Source organism: Streptomyces sp. NPDC026301 (genome assembly GCF_055567935.1).
The window spans coordinates 1-23650 of the sequence record NZ_JBVHPN010000017.1 but is presented as its reverse complement, the minus strand read 5'-3'; the positions used below and the strand labels follow the sequence as shown (position 1 = coordinate 23650).

General features: G+C 72.2%; 15 protein-coding genes, 1 pseudogene and 1 riboswitch. Of the genes and pseudogenes, 8 read left to right on the top strand and 8 right to left on the bottom strand.

Translation table 11 applies throughout. From position 1 onward, the window contains the following. Positions 1 to 259: 259 nt before the first annotated feature. A riboswitch (cyclic di-AMP (ydaO/yuaA leader) is annotated at positions 260 to 402 on the top strand. Between the two features lie 11 nt (positions 403 to 413). The 3 genes from ACZ4MH_RS26795 to ACZ4MH_RS26785 all read left to right on the top strand — a co-directional run bounded on the left by ACZ4MH_RS26795 (position 414) and on the right by ACZ4MH_RS26785 (position 3565). Continuing rightward, positions 414 to 1592 (top strand): M23 family metallopeptidase, encoded by a 1179-nt coding sequence (locus ACZ4MH_RS26795; RefSeq protein WP_467754731.1) that lies wholly within the window; start codon positions 414 to 416, stop codon positions 1590 to 1592. 469 nt (positions 1593 to 2061) lie between these two features. Further along, complete coding sequence (locus tag ACZ4MH_RS26790; RefSeq protein WP_351599276.1) at positions 2062 to 2493, top strand: VOC family protein; 432 nt, start codon at positions 2062 to 2064, stop codon at positions 2491 to 2493. A gap of 79 nt (positions 2494 to 2572) precedes the next feature. Next, on the top strand, positions 2573 to 3565 hold the full coding sequence (locus ACZ4MH_RS26785) for an aldo/keto reductase (protein WP_351599277.1): 993 nt from the start codon (positions 2573 to 2575) through the stop codon (positions 3563 to 3565). Between the two features lie 81 nt (positions 3566 to 3646). On the opposite strand, the gene ACZ4MH_RS26780 is transcribed toward ACZ4MH_RS26785, so the two are convergent. Then, complete coding sequence (locus ACZ4MH_RS26780) at positions 3647 to 3946, bottom strand: hypothetical protein (protein WP_351599283.1); 300 nt, start codon at positions 3944 to 3946, stop codon at positions 3647 to 3649. Positions 3947 to 4085: 139 nt separating this feature from the next. Between ACZ4MH_RS26780 and ACZ4MH_RS26775 the strand changes: the two genes are divergently transcribed. Beyond that, positions 4086 to 5033, top strand: coding sequence for a YDG/SRA domain-containing protein (locus ACZ4MH_RS26775; protein ID WP_351599278.1), 948 nt, complete (start codon positions 4086 to 4088; stop codon positions 5031 to 5033). Positions 5034 to 5062: 29 nt separating this feature from the next. On the opposite strand, the gene ACZ4MH_RS26770 is transcribed toward ACZ4MH_RS26775, so the two are convergent. The 4 genes from ACZ4MH_RS26770 to ACZ4MH_RS26755 all read right to left on the bottom strand — a co-directional run bounded on the left by ACZ4MH_RS26770 (position 5063) and on the right by ACZ4MH_RS26755 (position 10924). Further along, positions 5063 to 6460, bottom strand: coding sequence for a PrsW family intramembrane metalloprotease (locus tag ACZ4MH_RS26770; RefSeq protein WP_351599279.1), 1398 nt, complete (start codon positions 6458 to 6460; stop codon positions 5063 to 5065). Positions 6461 to 6613: 153 nt separating this feature from the next. Next, a complete protein-coding gene (gene trmB, locus ACZ4MH_RS26765) occupies positions 6614 to 7393 on the bottom strand; it encodes a tRNA (guanosine(46)-N7)-methyltransferase TrmB (protein ID WP_351599284.1) in 780 nt (259 codons plus the stop codon). 343 nt (positions 7394 to 7736) lie between these two features. Continuing rightward, on the bottom strand, positions 7737 to 9143 hold the full coding sequence (lhgO, locus tag ACZ4MH_RS26760; protein ID WP_351599280.1) for an L-2-hydroxyglutarate oxidase: 1407 nt from the start codon (positions 9141 to 9143) through the stop codon (positions 7737 to 7739). Positions 9144 to 9322: 179 nt separating this feature from the next. Beyond that, the gene (locus ACZ4MH_RS26755) at positions 9323 to 10924 is read right to left on the bottom strand and encodes an MFS transporter (RefSeq protein ID WP_351599281.1); all 1602 of its coding nucleotides are present in this window, start codon (positions 10922 to 10924) and stop codon (positions 9323 to 9325) included. A gap of 777 nt (positions 10925 to 11701) precedes the next feature. Between ACZ4MH_RS26755 and ACZ4MH_RS26750 the strand changes: the two genes are divergently transcribed. Next, complete coding sequence (locus ACZ4MH_RS26750) at positions 11702 to 13792, top strand: asparagine synthase-related protein (RefSeq protein WP_467754730.1); 2091 nt, start codon at positions 11702 to 11704, stop codon at positions 13790 to 13792. Between the two features lie 22 nt (positions 13793 to 13814). Here ACZ4MH_RS26750 and ACZ4MH_RS26745 read toward each other — a convergent pair whose 3' ends face one another. Together ACZ4MH_RS26745 and ACZ4MH_RS26740 are read right to left on the bottom strand one after the other, a co-directional pair. Further along, a complete protein-coding gene (locus ACZ4MH_RS26745) occupies positions 13815 to 15707 on the bottom strand; it encodes a sigma-70 family RNA polymerase sigma factor (protein ID WP_467754729.1) in 1893 nt (630 codons plus the stop codon). A gap of 254 nt (positions 15708 to 15961) precedes the next feature. After that, positions 15962 to 16776 (bottom strand): annotated as a pseudogene (locus tag ACZ4MH_RS26740) (TetR/AcrR family transcriptional regulator). Positions 16777 to 17219: 443 nt separating this feature from the next. On the opposite strand from ACZ4MH_RS26740, the gene ACZ4MH_RS26735 reads away from it, so the two are divergent. Both ACZ4MH_RS26735 and ACZ4MH_RS26730 read left to right on the top strand, forming a co-directional pair. Beyond that, positions 17220 to 18575: an NAD(P)/FAD-dependent oxidoreductase gene (locus ACZ4MH_RS26735; protein ID WP_351602033.1), complete on the top strand. Its 1356-nt coding sequence runs from the start codon at positions 17220 to 17222 to the stop codon at positions 18573 to 18575. 419 nt (positions 18576 to 18994) lie between these two features. Beyond that, the gene (locus ACZ4MH_RS26730) at positions 18995 to 20911 is read left to right on the top strand and encodes an ATP-binding SpoIIE family protein phosphatase (protein WP_467754728.1); all 1917 of its coding nucleotides are present in this window, start codon (positions 18995 to 18997) and stop codon (positions 20909 to 20911) included. 78 nt (positions 20912 to 20989) lie between these two features. Here the strand turns inward: ACZ4MH_RS26730 and ACZ4MH_RS26725 are convergent, their stop codons facing one another. Further along, positions 20990 to 22285 (bottom strand): MFS transporter, encoded by a 1296-nt coding sequence (locus tag ACZ4MH_RS26725; protein ID WP_351602039.1) that lies wholly within the window; start codon positions 22283 to 22285, stop codon positions 20990 to 20992. A gap of 254 nt (positions 22286 to 22539) precedes the next feature. Here ACZ4MH_RS26725 and ACZ4MH_RS26720 point away from each other — a divergent pair, with 254 nt between their 5' ends. After that, positions 22540 to 23100, top strand: a complete 561-nt coding sequence (locus ACZ4MH_RS26720) for a MarR family winged helix-turn-helix transcriptional regulator (RefSeq protein WP_351602036.1) — start codon at positions 22540 to 22542, stop codon at positions 23098 to 23100. Positions 23101 to 23650 lie beyond the last annotated feature (550 nt).

The following is a 23650-nucleotide window of genomic DNA, read 5'->3' as shown; positions in this document are numbered from 1 at the left end:
TCTCACTGTACGTAATCGCTGCGCACCCCTCCGCATAACAACTGACAAACGATCAGTCCGCTACGGGTTTCCGATGCCCGGTCAACTCGCCCCCATTTGGTCATGACTGGTGGCATAAGTCCAGCTCAGCGGGCGTACGGATTCCGGGGAACGCTTGGAATCCGGCCGTCCCGTCCATTACTGTCCGATAACGCAGCGCGGTCGGACCAGCCGTCGCAAGAGGCGGCACCGCGCGGCCGACGCCGAATCCCATAAGCGCACTTCACCACCGCACCACCTGCCCAGGGAACCGGGGAACCACCACCTTGGGGTGAATCGGACGACTCCCCCCGGAGCCGCCCGTAGGAGACCTTCCTGCTCCGAACCCGTCAGCTAACCCGGTAGGCGAGAAGGAAGGAAAGGAGTGCGCCCCCGTGGCGTCCAACAAGCCTGCCCCCGACCCGTCTCCCGGGTCCCCGCACCTCGCGCACGACTCGTACCGCACCCACGATGCGTACGCGGCGCACGGCACCCACGAGTCCCCCAGGACGCACGCCGAGCCGGCGCCCGCCGACACCGCCACCTTCCCCGCCGTGAGCGATCCGGGTGCGGCGGGCGGCCCGTGGGAGGAGTGGAACCCCACCGAGGAGTCCGTACGCCCCGTACGCGGCCGGCACCGCGTGGCCAAGCAGCGCGGCGGCGGCCTCGCCCGCAGCAGTACGGTCCTGGGCGTCGGCGTCATCGCGGCGGTCGGCGCGGGCGGCATGGCCTCCGCGCAGGGCAAGCCGCAGGTCTCCATATCCATGCCCGACCTGGGCAGCATGGCCGAACACGTATCCGAGAAACTCCCCGCGGCGGAGAGCCTGCCGGGCATCGGCGGTCTGGTCTCCCACGACTCCTCCGGTACGGGCGCGGACGGTGCGCAGGGCGGCCCGTTCACCCGGGCGGGCGGCGGCGAGTCCGCGCAGGGCGGCGGCGAGGCGCTCCGCGCCCGCATCCTGGAGCAGGCCGAACAGGCGCAGAGCTCCGCCGACCAGGAGGCCCGCGAGACCGCCGAACAGGCCGCGGTCCAGCAGGCCGAGGCGGACGCGGCCGAGCGCCAGAAGCACGCCGAGAGCGCGAAGAAGAAGGCCGCGGCGGAAGCCAAGGCCAAGGCCGAGGAAGAGGCGCGCAAGAAGGCGGCCGCCGCCCGCGCCGCCGAGCTCGCCGAACTGGCCAAGAGCTACACCCTCCCGGTCTCCTCTTTCACCATCACCGCCACCTTCGGACAGGGCGGCGACCGCTGGGCCGCCGACCACACAGGGCTGGACTTCGCCGCCCCGACCGGTACCCCGGCCAAGGCCGTGCACGGCGGCACGATCACGCAGGCCGGCTGGGCGGGCTCGTACGGCTACCGCATCGTCGTCACCCTCGACGACGGCACCGAGCTCTGGTACTGCCACCTCTCCTCGATGGTGAAGACCTCGGGCAAGGTGAACGCCGGCGACGTCATCGGCCGGGTCGGCGCCACTGGCAATGTCACGGGCCCGCACCTCCACCTGGAGGTCCGCCCGAGCCCGGACACGCCGGTCGACCCGATGCCGTGGCTGCGCGACCACGGGCTGAAGGTCTGACGACGACGCCTGACGACGACGCCTGACGACGACGCCTGACGACGACGTCTGATGACGACGTCTGATGACGACGATGGCGTGAAGGTCTGAGAACGCCCGCTCTCCGGGGTCGCCTTCGGGGTCGTCTTCGGGCGCGCCTTCGGGCCATCCTCCGCCCGCCGGGCTTCCGTCCGCCCGTCCGGGGCACTTGTCCGCCGTCGCCGCCGCCTCGTGCGCCCCGCTCCGCCGCGACCGGGAACCGGGCGTACTAGCAGGAGGGGAGAGGCGGTGGCCGACGGCCGGGTCTCCGCGTAGCGCGGGCCCGCACACCACGGCGGCCCTGATGGCCACCCGCACACCGCGGGGGCCATCGGGCCGCCGGGCGTATCTTCGGCCGTCCGGCGAGCGCAACCCATCCCGCTCCCGCAGAATGAACGGGCCCCCGCCACCGCGCCCCAAGAAGAACGGCGCCGAGCCAAGGACGGCCCCAGTGGAGTGGACCCTCGAAGTTGTCACCGTCCCCGTCACCGACCAGGACCGTGCGAAGCGCTTCTACGAAGAACAGTGCGGCTTCAAGGCCGACGTGGACTCGCAAGTCGCCGAAGGGGTACGGATCATCCAGCTGACCCCGCCCGGTTCGCGCTGCTCGATCGCCCTCATCCAGGGCCTGCCGCCGGCACCCGGCCAGTCCGCCATGGCCCCGGGCTCGCTCCAGGGCCTGCAGCTGTGCGTGGTGGACATCGAAGCGGCCCACGCGGAGCTGGTACGGCGCGGGGTGGAGGTCGGTCCGGTACAGCATCTCGGCGCCGAGGGCTGGGCCGAAGGCCGCGGCGAGACGTGGAACTCCTTCATGTTCTTCAAGGACCCCGACGGCAACGGCTGGACGGTCCAGGAGGCACCGTCCCCGCTCAGTAACCGCTAGGGCGGCAGGCAGTCGGCATTCGAGTGACGCCCCGTCACGTCCCGGAATAACTCCGCCTCCCAACCCCGCTGACGCTCACATGTCCACGTCTTCCGCTTCTTCCGCCCCCACGCCCGGCCACGGCCCCGTCCCCGTCGCCGCCACCAAGCCCCTGGGCTCGCTCACGGTCTCCCCCCTCTCCCTCGGCGGCAACGTCTTCGGCTGGACCGCCGACGTGGCGACGTCCTTCGAGGTGCTGGACGCGTTCACCGGGGCCGGCGGCAACTTCATCGACACGGCCGACGCCTACTCCGTCTTCGCCCCCGGCAACAAGGGCGGCGAATCCGAGACGATCATCGGCGACTGGCACACCGCCCGCGGCAACCGCTCCGACCTCGTCATCGCCACGAAGGTCGGCGCCCTCCCCGACCGCAAGGGCCTGTCCGCCGCCAACATCAAGGCGGCCGTCGACGAGTCCCTGACCCGCCTCCGCACCGATCACATCGACCTCTACTACACCCACTACGACGACGAGTCCGTCGAGGTCTCCGAGATCATCTCCACCCTCGACGACCTGGTGAAGGCCGGCAAGGTCCGCGAGATCGGCGCCTCCAACATCTCGCCCGAGCGGCTCCAGGCCTCACTCGAATTCTCCGAACGCGAGGGCCTGGCCAAGTACGTCGCCCTCCAGCCGCACTACAACCTCGTCTCCCGCGACACGTACGAGGGCCCGCTGCGCGACATCGCCGCCCGCCACGGTCTGGGCGCCATGCCGTACTACGGCCTTGCCTCCGGCTTCCTGACCGGCAAGTACCGTCCGGGCACCGACGTGGACAGCGCCCGCTCCGGCAAGGCCGCCGCACACCTCGCCACCGAGCGCGGCCGCCGCGTCCTGGCCGCCCTGGACGAGGTCGCGGCCCGCCACGACGCCGAACAGGCCACCGTCGCCCTCGCCTGGCTCGCCGCCCAGCCCACCGTCACGGCCCCGATCGCCAGCGCCCGCACGGTCGCCCAGCTCCCGGCCCTCCTGGCCCTCGGCACCCTCCCCCTCACCCACGAGGACCTCACCCTCCTGACGGACGCCTCGGCGTAGTCCACGAGACCCGCGCTACACACCAAGGGCGGCTGCGTACGGGTAGTACGCAGCCGCCCTCGTCTTCTCCCTCCCCCATGCTCACTTCCGGTCGACGACCACCCACGAAGCCGCCGCCACGGCCCCCGCCACCGCGAACACCGACGGCCAGGCCCCCACCTTCTTCGCCAACGGATGCGACCCGGCGAACGCCGCGACATACAGCCCGCTCAACGCCGCCGCCGTCCCGTTCCCACCCTTCCGCTGCCACTCCCGAGCAGCCACAGCCCCGGCCGCCGCCAACGCCACCCCACCAAGCGGCCGCTTCTTGGTCCATCGAGCCACCCCATACCCCGCGACCAGCCCCGCAGCCGCCACCACACCCGCCGGAACCCGAGCCATCACGACAACCTCCACATCAAGGGATCTTTCAATCGACCTTATGACTAAGCGCCTTGACGGCAGCGAGGGGGTTGAGTGACGCCCATCACTTTGCGTCTAGGTTCGATCGAAAGTGATCAAAGGTTGCCACGATGGGTCGATGGCGAATGAAACGTTCATTGGGCATGTGGACGGGGCGATCCCAGGCTCCTCCTTCGAGAGCAGGGATGCCGTAAAGGCGGCGAATCTGCACTCGCAGAATCAGGCGGGGATTTCCACCAACAAGGACTCGGACGGCCAACGGGTGGCAAATGCGATCGTCCTCAACGGTGGATACGAAGACGACGAAGATCACTGGCACTGGATCCGCTACACCGGTGCTGGCGGTCGGAACGACTCCAAGAAGAATCAAGTTGCTGACCAGGACTGGGAGCAGCAGACCAATGCGGCGTTGAAGCTGAGCTACGAGCGTGGTCACCCCATCCGCATCATCCGCGGGCATGAAGGCGATAAGCGGTACTCGCCGAAGAACGGCTACCGCTATGACGGCCTTTACGGAATCACAGACATCCGCATGGTGGAAGGGAAGTCTGGGTGGCAGATCTGCCAGTTCGATCTGCATCGCCTGACGGACTCGAAGCAGGAGCTTACGGAGCCCGAGCAGAAGATCGCCGCGCTCTTTGACTTCGACGCGGAAGAGAAGTTCCCCGAAACGCGTACGACGACCGTGCAGCGCATCGTGCGGGACACCGCGGTCGTACGGCGAGTGAAGGGCATGTACGACCACGAATGCCAGGTGTGTGGCTTCCGCCTGGTGGGCGGCGATGGCAAGGCGTACAGCGAAGGGGCCCACATTCGCCCGCTGGGGAAGCTGCATCGTGGACCCGACGTAGAGCAGAACGTCCTCTGTCTCTGCGCCAACTGTCACGTGCGTCTCGATAAGGGCGCCATCTACATTTCCGATGACTGGCGTGTTGTGGAACGAGGGGCTGTCTTGCAACCGGGTGCGGTCTTCCCTGAGCTCACCCGATTCCCTGAACACAACATTGGCACGGACTACACCGAGTACCACCGGAAGTGGTGGGACAAGAAGCTTTCCGCGTCATAGCGCGCGCTGTCGTGCAATCAGAGGGCCCATCAGTGGGGACGGTGGATGTGCTGGTGGGCGTGGGTGAGGGCTGGGTGGGCTAGGGGTTTGGTTTGCCAGAGGTGGTGGAGGAGGGCGCGTTCGCGGGTGTGGAAGTCGGGGGTGGGGCCCGTGCGGTGGGCGCGGCGGCGGAGGAAGGCGAGGGAGGTGGCCAGGGCGGCGTATTCCGTTACGGCGCGGGCGGCGGCCGGGCCGTGGGTGCGGCGGGCTATCGAGCGGGCGAGGGCGCGCGTCCTGAGGGAGGAGAGGGTGAGCGGGTCGGTCGGGGTGAGCCAGCCGGCGGCCGCGTACGGGGGGAGGTACGTGCGCAAGGAGAGCAGCTCCTGGCGGCGGGACCAGACGGCGAGGCAGGAGAGAGCGGCGAAGACCGGGACCATGAAGAGCCCGTAGACGGCCAGGAACCCGAAGCTGCCGAGGGACGAGGCGCTGTTCCATATGGAGTGGAGCAGGATCGCCGTCGTGAGGCCGAGGGCGGGGAGCGCCAGGCGCAGCGAGCGGTGGTGGGGGTAATGGGTCGCAGCTATGCCGAAGGACAGGCCGGTGAGGACCGTGAAGAGCGGGTGCGCGAACGGCGACATGATGACGCGTACGAAGAAGGTGCCGGCGGTGAGCGAGTCGGCGAGGCCGGCCAGTGAGTGCAGGCTGAACGAGCCGAGCGAGAGGTCGCGGCCGACGGCGTTGCCGAGGTAGAGGACGTTCTCGGTGAACGCGAAGCCGGTGGCGGTGAGGCCGGCGATGACGATGCCGTCCGTGATGCCGTCGACGTGCCGGCGGCGGAAGAGGAAGAGGAGGAGGACGGCGGCCGCCTTCGCCGTCTCCTCGACGACCGGGGCGACGACCGTACTGCTCCAGGTCTCGGCGTCGGTCGGGGAGACGCTGGCGATGTTCGTACTCAGCCATTGGGTCGCGAAGCCGTTGGCGGTGATCGCGACGAGGGTCGCGGCGCAGGCGCCCCAGGCGAAGGCGAACGCGAGGTTGCGCCAGGGTTCCGGTTCCACGCGGTCCAGCCAGCGGAAGGCCGTGACGAGGATCGGTACCGGGAAGACGGCGAGGGCGAAGCCGACCAGGAACCCTTCCGTGCCGGTCTGGCGGCGGACCAGGGTCAGGATGGCTATGCCGGAGAGCGTCAGCAGGGCTATGAGGGTGATGAGGGAAGCGATGCGGAGCACCGCCCGGCGGGGGGCGCGTTGCTTGCCTACGCGTACGCCGCTGCCGTGCTCGAGCGCGCCTCTGCCGTGTTCGTGTATGCCTCTGCCGTGTTCCTGTATGCCTCTGCGGCGGGTGTCCGTCGTTGCGCCGGCGGGGGGCTGGGGCAGAGGCGGTGGACCGCTCGGGGGTCCGTACTGGGGGCCCGAGGGGCGGTCCGGTGACGGCTTGGACGGGTGCACTCTTCGACAGTAACCACGAGGTGGCGGCGGCGCGCGCAGTCGTGCACCGGGGCTGAGAGCCGATGGGTGGGGCGGTCGGTACGGGCCAGTTTTGCCCGTACCTGTGTACGGATTGGGCCGGTACGGATCGCGGAGACTCCGGCGTCCGTCGGCTCAGTCCGTGCGGCGGCGGAAGAGGAGGTCGTGGACGACGTGGCCCTTGTCCAGGCCCTGGCCCTCGAACTTGGTGAGGGGGCGGAATTCCGGGCGGGGTGCGTAGCCGGAGTCCGGATGGAGGTTCTCCAGGGTCGGCTCGGCGCTCAGGACCTCGAGCATCTGCTCCGCGTACGGCTCCCAGTCGGTGGCGCAGTGGACGGTCGCGCCCGGGGCGAGCCGCGTGCTGACCAGGGAGAGGAACTCCGGCTGGATCAGGCGGCGCTTGTGGTGGCGCTTTTTCGGCCACGGGTCCGGGAAGTACACGCGCAGACCGGCCAAGGAGGCGGGCGCGAGCATCTCGCGGAGGAGGATGATCGCGTCGCCGTTGGCCACCCGGACGTTGGACAGGCCGTTGCGCTCGGCCAGGGCAAGGAGGTTGCCCTGGCCGGGGGTGTGGACGTCGCAGGCGAGGATGCCGGTGTCCGGGTCGGCGGCGGCCATCTGGGCGGTCGCCTCGCCCATGCCGAAGCCGATCTCCAGGACGACGGGCAGGTCGTGACCGTCGAAGAGCTCGTTCAGGTCGATCCGGGAGAGGCCGTCGATGTCCAGGCCCCACTTGGGCCACAGGCGGCGGAGCGCGTCGGCCTGGGTGGGGGAGACGCGGCTGCGGCGAGGCTGGAACGAACGGATGCGCCGTTCGTGGTGCGAGCCCGCCGGGTCGGCGGCCGGTCCGGTCCCGTCGGGGAACATCGGCTCGCCGCGGTGGCGCGTCTGGTGCGCCTGGTGCGCCTGGCGCACGGGGGGCGTCTGGGGCGCGACGGGGTGCGTCTGGGGGATGGCGGAGGCGCCCGCGTATCCCTCGGGTGCGGTGGGGGCGGCGTCGGCTGGGGTGACGGGGTTCTCGGACACAGTGGGTCGATTCTACGGGCGGGGGAGCGGGGCCGACGGGGTCGGTGGTCGGTGGCCGGGGAGGGCTGTCCGGCTGCCCGCCGGTGGCCGGGTGCCGCTGTGCCCACCCGTGCCGCCCCTAGCGGCACGACTGCCCACAGCGGCGGCGGGGCCAACAGCGGCGGCGGGCAGTCCGCAGCGGCGGCGGGCAGTCCGCAGTGGTAGCGGGCGGCCCACAGTGGTAGTGCGCTGGTTACCCGAGGGACCGCAGTGCTCGGGCTGCTATTTCTCGGCCGATGGGGAGGGACGCCGTGGCCGCGGGGGACGGGGCGTTGAGGACGTGGATGGTGTGCGGGCCCTCGGTGATGAGGAAGTCGTCCACGAGGGTGCCGTCGGGCAGCACCGCCTGGGCGCGCACGCCGGCCGGGCAGGGAGTGAGGTCGTCGGCCGTGACCGCCGGGAGCAGGCGACGCACCGCGTCCGTGAAGGCGCGCTTGGAGAGGGAGCGGTGCAGCTCGCCCACGCCGTACCGCCAGTGGCGGCGGGCTATCTGCCAGGCGCCCGGATACGCCAGGGTGCCGGCCAGCTCGCCGGGCCGGACCGTCCGCCAGTCGTACCCCTCGCGGGCCAGCGCCGGGACGGCGTTCGGCCCGAGGTGGACCTCGCCGTGTACGCCGCGGGTGAGGTGGACGCCGAGGAACGGGAAGGCCGGGTCGGGGACGGGGTAGACCAGGCCGCGGACCAGGGAGTCGCGCGCGGGGGAGAGGGAGTAGTACTCGCCGCGGAACGGGACGATGCGCATCCCGGGGGCGTCACCGGCCAGCCGGGCGACGCGGTCGCAGTGCAGGCCCGCGCAGTTCACCAGCGTGCGGGCGCGGACGACCCGGCCGCCGGCCGTACGCACCGCGACGCGGCCGCCGCGCCGGCCGATCGTCCGCACGTCCGCGCCGTACTCGATGCGCGCGCCGCCCTCCGTCGCGAGCCGGCCCAGCAGCTCCGCGACCGCGCCGAAGTCGGCCACGCCGGTCGTGCCGACATGGATGGCCGCGAGGCCGCGCACCTCCGGCTCGTACTCCTGGATCTGCGCGGGGCCCAGCTCGCGGACGGGGATGCCGTGCTCGCGGCCGCGCTGGATGAGGGAGTGCAGGCGGGGCAGCTCGGCGCGGTCGGTGGCGACGATCAGCTTGCCGGTGATGTCGTGCGGGATGTCGTGCTCGGCGCAGAACTTGACCATCTCGGCCGAGCCTTCGAGCGCGAAGCGGGCCTTGAGGGAGCCGGGTGGGTAGTAGATGCCGCTGTGGATCACGCCGCTGTTCCGGCCCGTCTGGTGGCGGGCGGGGCCGGGCTCCTTCTCCAGTACGACGACTCGGGTGCCGGGCGCTTCCCGGGTGATCGCGTACGCCGTCGAGAGGCCGACGATGCCGGCGCCGATGATCACGACGTCGCAGTCGGAGCGGGGAGCGGTGCCGGGGGTCCCGGCGGGCCAGGAGGCGTCGACAGGCCTGGAGGCGTCGGCGGGCCGGGGATCGCCGACGGTCCGCGCGTCGTCCCCTCCTGCGCCCGCGGGCTCCGGCGCCCCTGTTTCCGCACGCCGCGCGGCCCCCGCGCCCTCACCCGGGGCCTGCCCCGCGGGCCGCCCCTCCGCCTGCTCGAACGTCATCGCGGCAGCACCTCCCCATCACGAGCAACGTCACGTCACGACCGACATACCCATCATGACGGGGGGCACTGACATCCGTCCCGCACCGGCTCCGTCGCCCGGGCCTTGACCAGGGCGGCGCACCGGGAAGAGCCGCCCGAAAGAGCGCACCGGGAGGGGGCGGGCAGGCGGGCGACCGCCTAGACCGGCGCCACCAGCAACGGCCGCGCCCGTTCCCGCAGCTCCACCACGCGTGGCTCGTCGCCGTACGGCTCCAGCCGGTGCAGGAGGTCGCGCACGTACTCCGTGGTGCGGGCGGAAGAGATGCGCCCGGCCACCTCGACCGCGCGGGTGCCCGCCGCGCAGGCCGCGTCCAGATTGCCCGATTCCAGCTCGGCCACCGCCGACACCACCAGCCGCAGGCCGTGCGAGCGCACGAATTCCTCGGTCGGGCGGGACAGGGCCTGTTCCGTGAAGCGCCGTACCTGGCGCGGAAGTCTCAGGTCGCGGTAGCACTCGGCGGCATCGGCCGCGAACCGCTCGTACGAGTAGAAGTCCAGCCAGGACGGGTCCGGGTCGCCCTCACGGGACCGTTCGAGCCAGCCCTCGGACGCCTTCAGGGCGACCTCGCAGGCGCGGCCTTCGCCGGCCTTCGCCTGGGCGCGCGCCTCGACCAGCCGGAAGAAGCTCATCGTGCGGGCGGTCGCCAGCCCCCGGTTCCGCTCCAGCGCGGCCTGGGCGAGGTCGACGCCCTCGTCGGCGAAGCCGCGGTAGGTCGCCTGCAGCGACATCGAGGCCAGGACGTAGCCGCCCAGGGGTACGTCGGCGGCGGCGCGGGCGAGGCGCAGCGCCTGGATGTAGTACCGCTGCGCCGCCTCCTGCTGGCCCGTGTCGAACGCCATCCAGCCGGCCAGCCGGGTCAGCTCGGCCGTCGCCCCGAACAGCGCGCGTCCCACCTCGTCGCTGTACGAGGCGAGGAGTAACGGGGCCGCGTCCACCCGGAGGCACTCGGGCACCATCGAGGAACGCCAGTCGCCGCCGCCGTACTTGGAGTCCCAGCGGCGCGCGTCCTCGGCCGCCTCGCGCAGCTTGGAGACGTCGCTGTGGCCGACGTGCTGCGGCAGCGGCTCGCCGCCGGCGACCGCCGCGTCCTTCGGGTCGTCCTTGCCGGCCGGGTCCTTGCCCGAGGGGACGGACGTACTGGGGACCCCGGAGGCCGTCGGCGCGCCACCAGGTGCGGCGACCGGGCCCGAAGGGCTGCCCTCGGGGCCCGCGTCCGCCTCCGTGTCCTGCGGTCCGCCCCGGCCCGTTCTCGCCTCGGGAACGCCCCGCGCCACCGAGCTGTCGGCCGGGGATATGAGCCAGCGGGAGGCCGGAGTGGCGTATGCGCTGACGGAGAAGGAACCGGCCAGGCTCTGCCAGATGCCGCCGCCGCCCGCCCGCCGTCCGGCCAGATCCAGCCGGTACAGCTCGGTCGCGGACCGTACGGCCGCGTTCACGTCGCGTGGGAAGGACAGGCCCACTTCGGGCGCGGGGTCGGCGTCGGCCAGCCCGATTTCGTGCAGAGGCACCGGCCGGCCGAGCTTGCTGCCGATCGCAGCCGCAATCAAGTGCGGCGCCGCTCCCTGCGGCACCATGCCCTTCGACACCCACCGGGCGACCGAAGTCTTGTCGTAGCGGAGCGTCAGGCCACGCTGCGCACCGAGGTCGTTGACCCGGCGGGCGAGCCCGGCGTTACTGATCCCCGCGAGGGCGAGAACGGTGCCGAGTTTTTCGTTCGGCCCGCGAGTATCCCTGGACATGCGCACCCCTCGACCAAGCGACGGCCACCCCGTACTCCCCGGGGCATGCGTCCACCCAGAGTAGTTCGCTGAATCCCGACCGTTAAGGGCCGGTGTCCCGGATGGCGAGATTCGTGTCTGGAGAGGAGGACGCGCGTGGGCATGTGCTCCGGGTACGTGTTGCCGTGCGCCCGTCCGTGCGCGCTGGCCGCTCCATGGCGGGCACGTTTCCATGGGACTTGCGTGGGTCGGCCCGCTGCACTGGATCCAGTGGGCTGGGGGACACCGCCACCTCATTCCCCGCGGGTGGCGGTCCGGTCCGGGGGGTGAGTCCCACCTCCCGGACTGTCGCGATCACTTACGCAACGCATCGGAACGGGACCGCCAGGCGGTCCGTACGGTCCGCCGCCCGGGTCGCGCGCCCCAACGGCCGCCCCTGAATGCGCCGGGTACGCGCCGAGAGCGCTTCCGCCCGCAACGTATCGGTACGGAACGGACTTTGGCTGAATACCGTCACCCGCCGTTTTTCCGCCGTAGGCGGCGCGCAGCCCCGGGAAGCGGACCGCGCAGCCCCCAGAAGCGGCCCGCGCGGCTCCTGAAGGTGGGTGCGCGCTGCTCTTCGGAGCGGTGTCGCGGCTCCAGAGGGCGCCCGCGCGTACACGCCGTCCTCATGCCGCCTCCCACCCGCCCCTGTCGTGGCAGAGTGGTCCGCACAACTGCTGTGCCACGCGCTGTGCGGGGCGGACGAGTGCCCCGTGACCGGCGTACGGAGCGACGGGGAGACGGGCGGAGGCCGCGATGCGCTGGTTGGTGGGGTGGAGCAGTACCGCCACGGGCCCGGACCCCATCGACGACAGCCGTACGGTGCTCCCCGTAGGGGCCCAACTCCTGTGGGGCGACCCCGATCCGCTGTGGGCGGTCGGCGACTGGCGCCCCGATGAAGTACGCATCGTGCAGGCCGACCCCGAGACCCGGATCGCGGTCTTCGGGGTGTGCGGCGCCACCGACGACCAGTTGCGGGTGGGCCTCCTCGCCGCACGAGGCGGTGCGCTGCGCCATCTCACCGCCTGGCCCGGCAGTTACACCGCCGTCGCCCAGGTGGGCCGGCGGCTGACGGTCACCGGCGATCTGGCGGGCGCGCGCCCGGTGTTCCACACCCGGTGGGCGGGCGGCACGGCCTACGCGACCGCCGCGCTGCCGCTCGCCGACCTGATCGAGGCGAGCCTCGACGTCGGGCACCTCGCGGCACTGCTGGCCTGCCCGGACGCCCCCGAGGCGCTCGGCACCGGCACGCCGTACATGGGCGTGCGGCGCGTGCCGCCCGGCCACGCCCTCGTGCTGCGCGGCGGCTCCAGCGAGATCACCTCGTACGAACAGACCCATTCGCTCGCCGTCTCGGCGCCGCAGCTCGCGCCCGAACAGGCCGTGGACGGCGTGCGGGAGGCGCTCGTGGACGCCGTACGGGCCCGGCTGGCGGCCCCGCGGCACGCGCCCGACCCGCACGGCGGCCCGGGCGCCGCGGGCGGCCTCGACCCCGGCCCGGTGCCCGGCATGGGCCCGGAGGACCGGCGGGCCGCGCGCGGCGCACCGGCGCCCGGCGTCGGCGCCGACCTGTCCGGCGGCAGCGCCTCCGGGACGCTGGCGCTGCTCGCGGCCGGCCTGCCGGGCCAGCCCGGGCGGCTCAACGGGCAGGGCGAGCGGCTCCTCGCGGTCACCTTCAACGACCGGGCCGGCAACGGGGGCCAGCCGTACCGGGAGGCCGAACTGGAGCGCGCCCGCAGCATCGCGGACAACCCGCGGCTGCACCACGTGGTGGTCGCGGCGGGCGAAGAGGCGCTCCCGTACGCGGACCTGGGGGCGGGGCCGCTCACGGACGAGCCGGGGCCCTCGATGGTCGCCGCCGAACGGCACCGCAGGAGGCTGCTCTCCGGGAGCGCCGACCATTTCGTGGGCCACGGCGCGCGCCAGGTACTGGACGCCCATCCGGCGCGCCTGGCCGACCTGTTGCTCGACCGGCGGCGCAGGCACCTGCTGCGCCCGGTCACGGCGCTGGCGAAGGCCGACGGCGCGGCCACGCACTCGGTGTTCATACCGTTCACGGTCTACCGGGCCGCGCGGAAGCTGGCCCGCACGCCCTACGGGGCGGGCATCTCCGCTGCCGCCGCGCGGCTGCTGGGGCGGGAGTTCGCGGACGAGCCGGTGGCGGGCAGCGCCGTGGAAGCCTCGCTGGCGGCGCTCGCGTGGTGCCGCCCCGGGCCCGCCGCGCGCTGGCTCACGGGGGAAGCGCTCGCTGAAGTATCGGTTCGGCTGAGCGACGCGGCCCTACGGGCGCCGGCCGTCGGCCGCCCCGGGGAACGCCGGGCCCGCGCGGCGCTCGCCCGGCACGCCGCCGATCACCGCGTCTTCGAGCAGGCCGCGGAGGTACGGAACCAGCGACTGCACGCGCCCTTCCTGGACAACCAGGTGGTACTCGCCTGCCGCGCGCTCCCGGACACGCTCAGGGTGCAACCGGGGGCGCGTGCCTCGGTGTTGCGCGCCGTACTCTCCGGGGCGGGCATCCGCGACCTGCCACCGGGCTGGGGCGCGACCTCGCACGTGACGCACGCGGCGGCCGTACGGGCCGGGCTGCGCGCCTCCGTGGACGACCTCGTGCGGCTCTTCGACGCGCCGCTGCTCGCCGACGCGGGGCTGGTGGAGGCGCGCGTCGTACGCAAGGCGCTGCGTGCCGCCGCCGACGGCGCGCCGCTGCCCCTGGACGGCCTGGCGGAGCTGGTCTCCACGGAGCTGTGGCTGCGCCGGCTGCTCGCCCGGCGCGGCACGTGCTGGACGGGCGCGGCGGCACCCCGCCAGCGCGCCGTGTCGACGGGCGTCGAACGGCTGGCGCTGTAGCCCGCCCGGCCCCCTCAGCGCCTCAGCGGCAGCTGATCCGTGACTCCGCCCAGTCGCTGAACGTCAGGGCGTCAGCGGGCGTCTGAGGGTCGGCCACCAGCCGGAGGGACGTGCGGCCCGCCAGCGGAACGTGGACCGGTACGGCCTGGTCGCCGCCCCGCACCACACCGGAGCGCCACTGCCGCACCCCGTCCGCGTACACCGAGAAGCGCACCGCGCCGCGCCCCAGGGCCAGGTCGTCCACGCCCGCGAAGGCGTCGAAGGCCGTGCACTCCCGGTTGAGGTCGATCGTCACGGAGGACGGGGCGTGCGTCGTCACACCGTGGGAGTACTGCTTGCCCCCGATGCTGACGCCCCCTTGGCGCTGCCACAGGAAGCTGCTCTCCGTGGTGCGCACCTCCGGATCGCTGCCGTTGCCCGTGAAGTCCCACTTCAGGGTGTTGACGGGGTACGGGGCGGCCGGCGGCGGAGGGGGCGCCGGCTTCGGCTTCGGGGGCTTCGGAGTCCGGGTCGGAGTGGGCTTCGGCTTCGGCGTGGGTGCGGGCTTCGGGGGCGCGGGCTTCGGCTTGGGGGTCGGCGTCGGCTTCGGAGCCGGCGGCGCGGGCTTCGGAGCGGGCGGCGCGGGTTTGGGCGCCGGCTTCGGGGTGGGCGAGGGCTTCGGCTTCTGGGGCAGCGGGCTCGACGGGGCGGGGCGGGGCCGCTCGGCGTGCGGCTTCGGCGGCTCCTGGGTGCCGGCCAGCGCCAGCGCCAGGCCGGCGGCGGCGACCGTCAGGCCGGCTCCGATACCGACCTTCGCGGGCGTCCCGAGCCCCTCGGCGGCCGCTCCGGCCCCCGTGGAGGACCCCGAGCCCCCGGCGGCCGCGGCGGCCCCGGCACCGGCCGCCGCGCCCGCTCCGGCGATCCCGGTGACCGCGGCCGCGGCCTTGACCGCGTACCCGGCGGCGAACCAGCCGATGACCGCGACCGGCAGCACCGCGCGGATGCGCTGGTTGACGTCCGCGACTTCGTGCGCCGCCAGCCGGCAGCGCGGGCACTCCTCCAGGTGCTTGCGCAGCCCGCGCTCGGCCCGCATCCGGAGGCCGCCGCGCGCGTAGGCGCCCAGCTGGTCCGCGTACCGGGCGCAGTCGCCGCCCGCCGTCAGGGACTGGCTGACGTGCGCCTGGAGGTACGCCTGCTTGAGGCCCTCACGGGCCCGGTGCGCGAGGACGGCCGTGGCGTTGGCGGACAGCCCGAGGAGCGGCGCGACCTCGCTCGGGGACTCCTCCTCGACGGTCGTGTGCCACAGCACCGTCTGATAGCGCTCGGGGAGGCTGCGGAACGCCTGGACGGCCATGGTCTGCTCGGCCTCGTGCATGGCGCGCACGTCGGCCCCCAGGTCGAGCGTGTCGTCGTCCATGGAGGAGCCGGCCGCCGAGGACGCGAAGACCGCGAAGTCCTCGACCAGGTGTTCGCGCTTGGCGGTCTTGCCCCAGCTGGCGGCCACCCGGCGCACGGTGGTGAGCAGGTAGGCGCGCACCGCGGTCTTCGGGCCGGCCCCGCGGCGCACCGCCTGCAGCGTGCGCGCGAAGACCTCGCCGGTCAGGTCGTCAGCGGTGTGCGCGTCCCGGCAGCAGGTGCGGGCGTAGCGGCGTACCGCGTCGGCGTGCCGGCGGTACAGCTCTTCGTACGCGCTGTCGTCACCGGTGCGCATACGGGCGATGAGCTCGGCGTCGGACGGGGGCGTACCGGGCGTACCGGGCTCCGCTGCGGAAGCTCCGGAAGATCCGGAAGGATGCTGCCCGGCCGCCTGGGCACCGACGTCCTCGGGCACGCGCTGCTGCGGCACGGCTTCCGGTCGGTTCCTGTCGCTGCCGGAGGCGGTGGATTCCGCGCCGACGCCGCCGCCGTCGCGCTCGTCGCGCCCCTCATATGTCATCGCCGAGGCCCCCGGACCACGCTCCCGCATCTGAACATCGCGCAAGCCTGTCACAAGGATGGCCGAACCCTTACGGGGCAGCGGCGCAATCACTCATCCGGATTGACTTATCGTCTAACAGCTCTAGCCCTCGCCCTTTCGGGGCATGCTTGCAGGCTTAGGGGTACGCCGAAGCGTGTATGGACTGTGACCTGCGGGCCGCAAGGCAAAGGGCCGGCCGGGGCCACTGCCCCGGCCGGCCCCGCAAGCCGTCGTCAGGCCATCGGCCGTGACCGCAGACCCTCCAGGAGGATCTCCAGCAGCCGCGCGGAGGCGGCCTGCTGCTGCGCCGCGTCCGGTAGCGAGGGCGCGCCCGTCGCGATGACCAGCAGCACGTCCGACACCGTGACGTCGGCGCGCAGCTCCCCGGCCTCGCGCGCCCGCTCCACGAGCTGCCCGACGACGTCCAGGAGCGCCTGGGCGCCCCGCTGTCCGCCGTCGGCCCGTCCGGGGCCTGCCCGTTGGAGTGCGACTGGGCCGGCTCGTCGTCCGGCGCCGTGCGCTGCGCGACGATGCGCAGCTCGCCGGGCGCGACGGGCGGCTCGGGAGCCGTCCGCTGCTGCGGCACCCGCGCCCCCGTGAGCCCGTCGGCCCCGTCCACGCCGCTGCCCACCCGAAGGATGCTGGGCGGCAGCAGGCGGCCGGCGCCGGACGCCACGGACGTGCGCAGGAAGCGCGAGAGGGCCGACCACGGGTCGTCCTCCTGCCCGAGCGCGGTGCGCGCCTGGTCCGTCAGCCGTGCGGTCTCCTCCTCCGCTATCCGGCGGACCAGCACGTCCTTGCTCGGAAAACGGCGGTAGACCGTGCCCACCCCGACCCGGGCCCGACGGGCCACGTCCTCCATGGGCGCGCCGTATCCCAGCTCGCCGAAGACTTCACGGGCAGCTCGCAGAACATGTTCCAAGTTGCGCTGTGCGTCCACCCGGAGCGGTGTGGTCCGGCCGGACACGCCGGCCTCGCCCACGCCGCCGGTCCGGTCACCCGGCACGGGCGCCACAGCCGCCGGCCAATGAGAACTCTGCATGTGCATAGATGATCCCCCGGTAATGACGTCTCCCCCCGGAGACTCCCCGCCCTGACTGCCGGGGCAGCCGACAAAGGCTCCACCCCGACGAGGTACGAACATAGTTGAGCGCAGGTCAAGAATGAAGGGGGCAGTTCCGTACAGTCCGCCCCTCGAACGGAGTACGCGCCCGTTCCATCCCGTTTCCGTACACTCCCACCATCTCGCACCCCCCGCCTGACCTGCGGACCTCATTCCACAACGGCGGAAGGGGAGGTTCCAACAGGGGGTGCCGGGCACCGACCGTATTTCGCCTGTCCTGTGGACAAAGAGGCGGCGGGGGTGCGTCATGGAGAAATGCTGTGTCCCGAAGCGGGTACACGGCACCTGATCGTGGCTCCGCCGCGGGCCGGACCGACGGCTCCGGACGCACCCCACGGGCCACGGGCGACGTCGCGAGGAGATCCTCTGTGAAGCACCCGGCGCGCATTCTCGTAGTCGGCGGCGGCTATGTGGGCATGTACACCGCCCTCCGCCTGCAGCGGAAGCTCAGGAAGGAACTGCAGGGCGGCACGGTCGAGATCGTGGTGGTCGGTCCGGAGCCGTACATGACCTACCAGCCGTTCCTGCCGGAAGCGGCGGCCGGCTCCATCTCGCCGCGTCATGTGGTCGTACCCCTGCGCCGTGTGCTGCCCCTGTGCCACATCGTCATCGGCGAGGTCACGGGCATCGACCACGCCAAGCGCACGGCCACGGTGAAGACGCTGGCCACCGAGGAGGAGGGCACCGGCGCCGTCGAGACGCGGTACGACGAACTGGTGCTGGCACCCGGCTCGATCTCGCGCACCCTGCCCGTGCCGGGATTGGCCGATTTCGGTATCGGCTTCAAGACCGTCGAGGAAGCCATCGGCCTGCGCAATCACGTACTGGAGCAACTCGACATCGCTTCCTCCACTCGCGACCCGGCAGTCCGGGACGCCGCGCTGACGTTCGTCTTCGTGGGCGGCGGTTACGCGGGCGTCGAGGCGCTCGCCGAGCTGGAGGACATGGCCCGCTATGCGGTGCGGTACTACCACAACGTCCGCCCCGGGGACATGAAGTGGCTGCTGGTCGAGGCGACCGGCCGCATCCTGCCCGAGGTCGGCGAGGAGATGGGCGAGTACGCGGTACGGGAGCTGCGCGGCCGCAACATCGATGTGCGGCTGAACACGCGCCTGGAGACGTGCGAGAACCGCGTCGCCGTACTGGACGACGGGTCACGCTTCCCGACCCGCACCCTCGTGTGGACGGCCGGCGTCAAACCGCACCCCATCCTGGCCGCGACCGATCTCCCGCTCAACGAGCGCGGCCGTCTGAAGTGCACCGCCGCGCTCCGGGTGGCGGGCGTCGAGCACGCCTGGGGCGCCGGTGACGCCGCCGCCGTACCGGATGTGACCGCCGACGAGCCCGGCAAGGAGTGCGCGCCCAACGCCCAGCACGCCGTCCGTCAGGCCAAGGTGCTCGCGGAGAACATCGCCGCGGCCATACGGGGCGAGCCCGTCGAGGACTACGCCCACAAGTACGTCGGCTCGGTCGCCTCCCTGGGGCTGCACAAGGGCGTGGCGCACGTGTACGGGCGGAAGCTGAAGGGCTATCCGGCGTGGTTCATGCACCGCGCCTACCACCTCAGCCGCGTCCCGACCTTCAACCGCAAGGCCCGCGTGCTCGCCGAATGGTCGCTCGCCGCGTTCTTCAAACGCGAGATCGTCTCGCTGGGCTCGCTGGAGCACCCGAGGGCGGAGTTCGAACTCGCGGCGGGCACGGGGCGCCACAACGAAGCGAGTTGACGGCGGGACCGGCGCGGGGTTGACGCGGGGCCGACGCCCCTTCGGGTGGCCCGGAGCGCGGTGCAGGGATGCCGCGCGTACGGTGTCGGCCGGGCATGGCCCTGGACCATATGCCCCCGTCGGTCATACGTTCACCGTTGCGTTCAGTCGAACGGGCGGTCAAGTACGCGGTCAGGAACTCCACCCGCCACCCCGGCGTCTGACGTATGTCAGTCCGGTCGGCCACACTGGACGTGTGACCATGGGTGGGCTCGTATCTGCAAAGAGTGACAAGCGCGAGGAATTGGGACGTTTGCTGCATCACGCCAGAGGGCGCTCGGCGCGCCCCCGCCCGACCTTCCGCCAGCCAACGGCCGGGAGGTACCTTCTGGCCGCCGGACCGACTCGGCGCCGCGACGCGAAGTAAGAGGTACACCTCCGTGAACTTCACTCGCTGGAGCGCCCGTTTCCCCGGCACGCAGCGCCGCGCCGCGCGGTCCGACCGCGGTGCGGCGCCGGGCGCGTCGTCCCCCAAGCCGCCGCGGAGATCCCCCGCCCCCGGAGCCGCGCAGCCCGCAGCGCCCTCCGGCGCCCCCGCACCCCCGCCCGCCGACGACGCGGAGCGGCCGGACGCCGACCCCGCGGCGCCCACCACGGCAGGCACCGCATCGGGCGGCACGGGCGCGCCACCGGGCGCGGCCCCCGCAAGCGCGGTCCCCGCCGCCCGCGCCGAGCGCCCCGAAGCGCACACCCCGCCCTCGGGCACCGCGCTCGGCAGCGCGTTCGGTGCGCAGCCGCCCACCGTCGACGTGCTCTCGGCACACGAGATCCTCGGCACGATCCCCGCCCTGGTCGCCGTCGTCTACGGCCCCGAGCACCGCATCGCGTACGTCAACGGCGCGTACGCCAAGGTCTTCGGCGCCCGCCCGGCCGGACTGACCGCGCGCGAAGCCCTCCCCGAGCTCACCGAGCTGGGCCTGCTGCCGCTGATGGACCAGGTACTGCGCAGCCGCAAGCCGCGCACGGTCAAGGCGCGCAAGGTCCCCGGCGGCGCCGGATCCGACCTCAGCCGTGACGGCTACTACACCTTCACCTGCACGCCCATCGAGGTCGCCGCCACCAGCACCCCGGCCCCGGACCCCGAGATCGCCTGCGTCGCGCCGCACAAGGGCGTCCTCGTCTTCGCCGCCGACGTCACCGACCAGGTCGAGGCCGCCGAGCGGCTGCGCGCCGCCGAACGCCGCCAGCGCGAGGCCGCCGTCACCCTCCAGCGCTCCCTGCTGCCCCAGGAGCTGGAGCAGCCCGACGACCTCCGAGTCGCCGCGATCTACCACCCCGGCGGCACGGACGCCGCGGTCGGCGGCGACTGGTACGACGTGATCACCCTCGGCGCCGGGCGCACAGCGCTGGTCATCGGCGACGTCATGGGCCGCGGGGTGCGCGCCGCCGCCGTCATGGGCCAGCTCCGTACGGCCGTCCGCGCCTACGCCCGGCTCGACCTCCCGCCGCACGAGGTCCTGCAGCTCCTGGACGGCCTCGCCGCGGAGATCGACGCGAGCCAGATCGCCACCTGCGTGTACGCCGTGCACGACCCCAACGAAGGCCGGCTGGTCTATGCCTCGGCGGGCCATCTGCCCATCCTCGTGCGCGACCAGGACGGCACCGTCCACCGCGCCGAGGAGCCGACAGGACCGCCGCTCGGCACCGGCGGCTGGCTGCACACCTCCGGCAGCGTCCCGCTCGTCCCCGGCTCCACCGCTGTCCTCTATACGGACGGCCTGGTCGAACGCCGCGACAAGGACATCGACGAGGGCATCGCCGCACTGGAGCACGCCGTCGCGGGCGCCACCGGCGCGCCCGACATCATCTGCGACCGCCTGCTGCGCGCGCTCGGCATCTCCAACGACCACGACGACGACGTCGCCGTCCTGGTCCTCCAGCACCCGGACCGCACAGGTCCAGAGGCCGAGCTCTTCCACAACGCCGCACTGGAACTGCACGGCGGTACGGAGGCGGCGCCGCGCGCCCGCGCCTTCGCCTCCGGAGTGCTCGCCTCCTGGCGCTTCTCCCCGGAGCTGCACGACCTCGGCGTCCTGGCCGCGAGCGAGCTGGTCGCCAATTCGCTCCAGCACGGGACGCCGCCCATGCGGCTGCGGCTACGGCGTACGGACCGCCGCCTCATCGTCGAGGTCACCGACGGCGACGACCACCTGCCGCGCCGCCGCCGCGCCGAGCCGGTCGACGAGGCGGGCCGCGGCATCTCGATCATCGCCACCATCGCCTCGAACTGGGGCTCGCGCCGCACACCGGGCGGCGGCAAGGCGGTCTGGTGCGAGTTCGCACTGCCCCGGGAGTAGCGGTCCGGGCCTGACGGCCCGTACGGAAGAGGCCGTGTCCGTACGGATGTACGGACCCGGCCCCGCCGGTCACGCCGCTTACGCGACGCAGGCCACCTCGTCGCGCACCGGAACCTCCGCAACCTCCGCCGGCGCGGCCACGGCCTGCGGGTTGTCCTGCGCGGCCGTGAGCATCCGGCCCAGCCGCAGGGCCAGCGCCGAGACGCCGAGCGCGCACAGGATCAGCATCACGATGTACGCGGCCGACGCGCCGTGACCCACCATGAGCGCGCCCACGGCCGGACCGACCGCCAGCGCCAGCTGCTTCACCAGGGCGAACACCGAGTTGTACTGACCGATCAGCCGGCTCGGTGCCAGGTCGGCCACCAGCGGCGAGATCGTCGGCGACAGCATCGACTCGCCCACGCCGAACAGCATGTACGTGGAGATCAGCAGCCCCGTGGCCAGCGCCTGCGCGCCGTGCACCAGGCCGGACAGGCCCGCCGCGACCCAGGCCACGGTCCATATGAGCCCGACCACCGCGATGACCCGGCTGCGCCGGCGCCGCTCGACCAGCTTCAGGACGACGAACTGCGCCAGCACGATGGCCGCGGTATTGGCCGCCAGCGCGATGCCCAGCGTCGACGGCTGGATGCGGGTGACCTCGGTCGCGTACGCGGCCAGGCCCGACTCGAACTGCCCGTAGCAGGCGAAGAACAGCACGAAGCCCAGCGCGCACAGCCACATCATCCGGCGGTCGGCGAGCAGCGCCCGCCAGGCGCCCTCGGCCCGCGCCTCGACCGGCACCTCGTCCTCGACCTTGGGCACCTTCGGCAGCCGTACGGTCGCCACGGCCGCGCCGAGCACCAGGAACATCACGGCCTCAATGGCGAAAAGCCGTACGAAGCTCGCGGGGTCGTGCTCGTCGACCAGCAGGCCGCCGATCAGCCCGCCGATGCCCAGGCCCAGGTTGTTCATGAAGAACTGGGTGGCGAAGGCGCGCGACCGCGTCACGGTCGTCGAGCACCAGACGATCATCGTCGCCAGCGCCGGCTGGATGACCGCTATGCCCGCGCCGAGCGCCACCGTCGAGGCGATGACCATCGGCTCATTGTCCGAGAGGCCCAGGCCCAGCGAGCCGAGCGCGGCGGCGAACGTGCCCACCACGGCCACCGGCAGCGGACCCCGCCGGTCGATGGCACGACCGGTGAAGGGCAGCACGACGAGCGCGGCGGCGGCCAGCATCGCGAGCACGATGCCTGCCGTACTCGCTCCAAGGTCACGCACCTTCGCCACATAGACGTACAGATACGGAACCGTGAAGCCGTTGCCGAACGCGCTCAGCGCGTTGCCCAGCTGGATCCGGCGCAGCGCGGCGCCCATTGCGGTGGTCACACTCACCTACCTAGGTCGAGAGGGTCGTCAGATTCGTACGAGTGTGCATGGCGGGATGAGGCGTACGAGGAAATTCGGACCCCCTGAGCCTGGTGCCCCCAGCACTGGCGGACTTCAGAGGAAGAGGAGCGGCGCAACGTGCCCGGACGGGACCGGACAGTCACAAGCTGAAGACTTCAACTCTAAAGTTCGAAGCTAAAGACTACATGACCAAGGACTTCGACGCCAATGAGTTACGTGCCATACTGCGCCGCATGTCAGAGCCCTCAGACGCGGTCCCGAGGCCGGCCGAGCCGAGCCTCGAGGAACAGATCGCGGCCTACCAGCGCGAGTTCCAGGACCTCGACCCACAGGTGGAGAAGGTCGTCTCCGCACTCCAGCGCCTCAATCGCCGGATGAACGTCGCCTACGGGCGGCAGACCGGCACGCTGGGGATAAGCAATGCCGAGTGGGAAGTACTGAAGGCCCTCGTCGTCTCCGGAGCGCCGTACCGCCTCGGCCCCGGCGAGCTCGCCAAGCGGCTGGGTCTCACGCCGGCCGCCATGACGCACCGCATCGACCGCATGGCGAGCGAGGGGCTCGTCAACCGCGAGCGCGACGAGAACAACCGGGTGCGCGTCATCGTCGAGCTCACCCACGAGGGCCGCCAGAAGTGGCTGGAGGCCATGCGCCTCGCGTCCGTATTCGAAGAGGACCTGCTACAGGACCTCGATTCACGCGAACGAGGGCTTCTCGGTGACGTACTGACGCGCCTGCTGCGCCGGGTGGAGGACGCCCAGCCCGACGCGGAAGGCCGCCTCACCGACCTCGACTGACGAGGGTGGTCACGGGTGTCCGGCCGCGGTGGTCACGGGCGCCCACGGACGGGCCGGGAGCCGGTTGACACGGCCCACCCCGATCCGTAGTGTTCTCCGAGTTGCCACACAGCCGTAACGGTTTTGCGGCAGCCACTCGCGCCGCACCGACGGCAACCCATTACTGCACGGCCTTCCTTCGGGAACAATTTCGGCATGCCGAAATTCGACCGACCGGCTCGATTATGAACCGGCAGCGAAAACCGCTAAAGTAGTGGACACGCCGGAAGGCGCGAAAAACCCCGCCGACGGGGATCGGAAACGAATTCGGACCGACTGCGACTTTCGAGAAGCACGGAAAGAATGAGGATCTGATAGAGTCGGACTCGCCGGAAGGGAAAGCCCGAAAGGGCCGGACCGGAAAGCAACCCCGCTCCGACAGGGGGCCGGATCACTGAAAAGGATCTGGTAAGATCGGAACCGCGAAGAAGCCGAAAGGCCGAAACGCACCGGCGAAAATCGGGCCCGCAAGGATCTGATAGAGTCGGAAACGCAAGACCGAAGGGAAGCG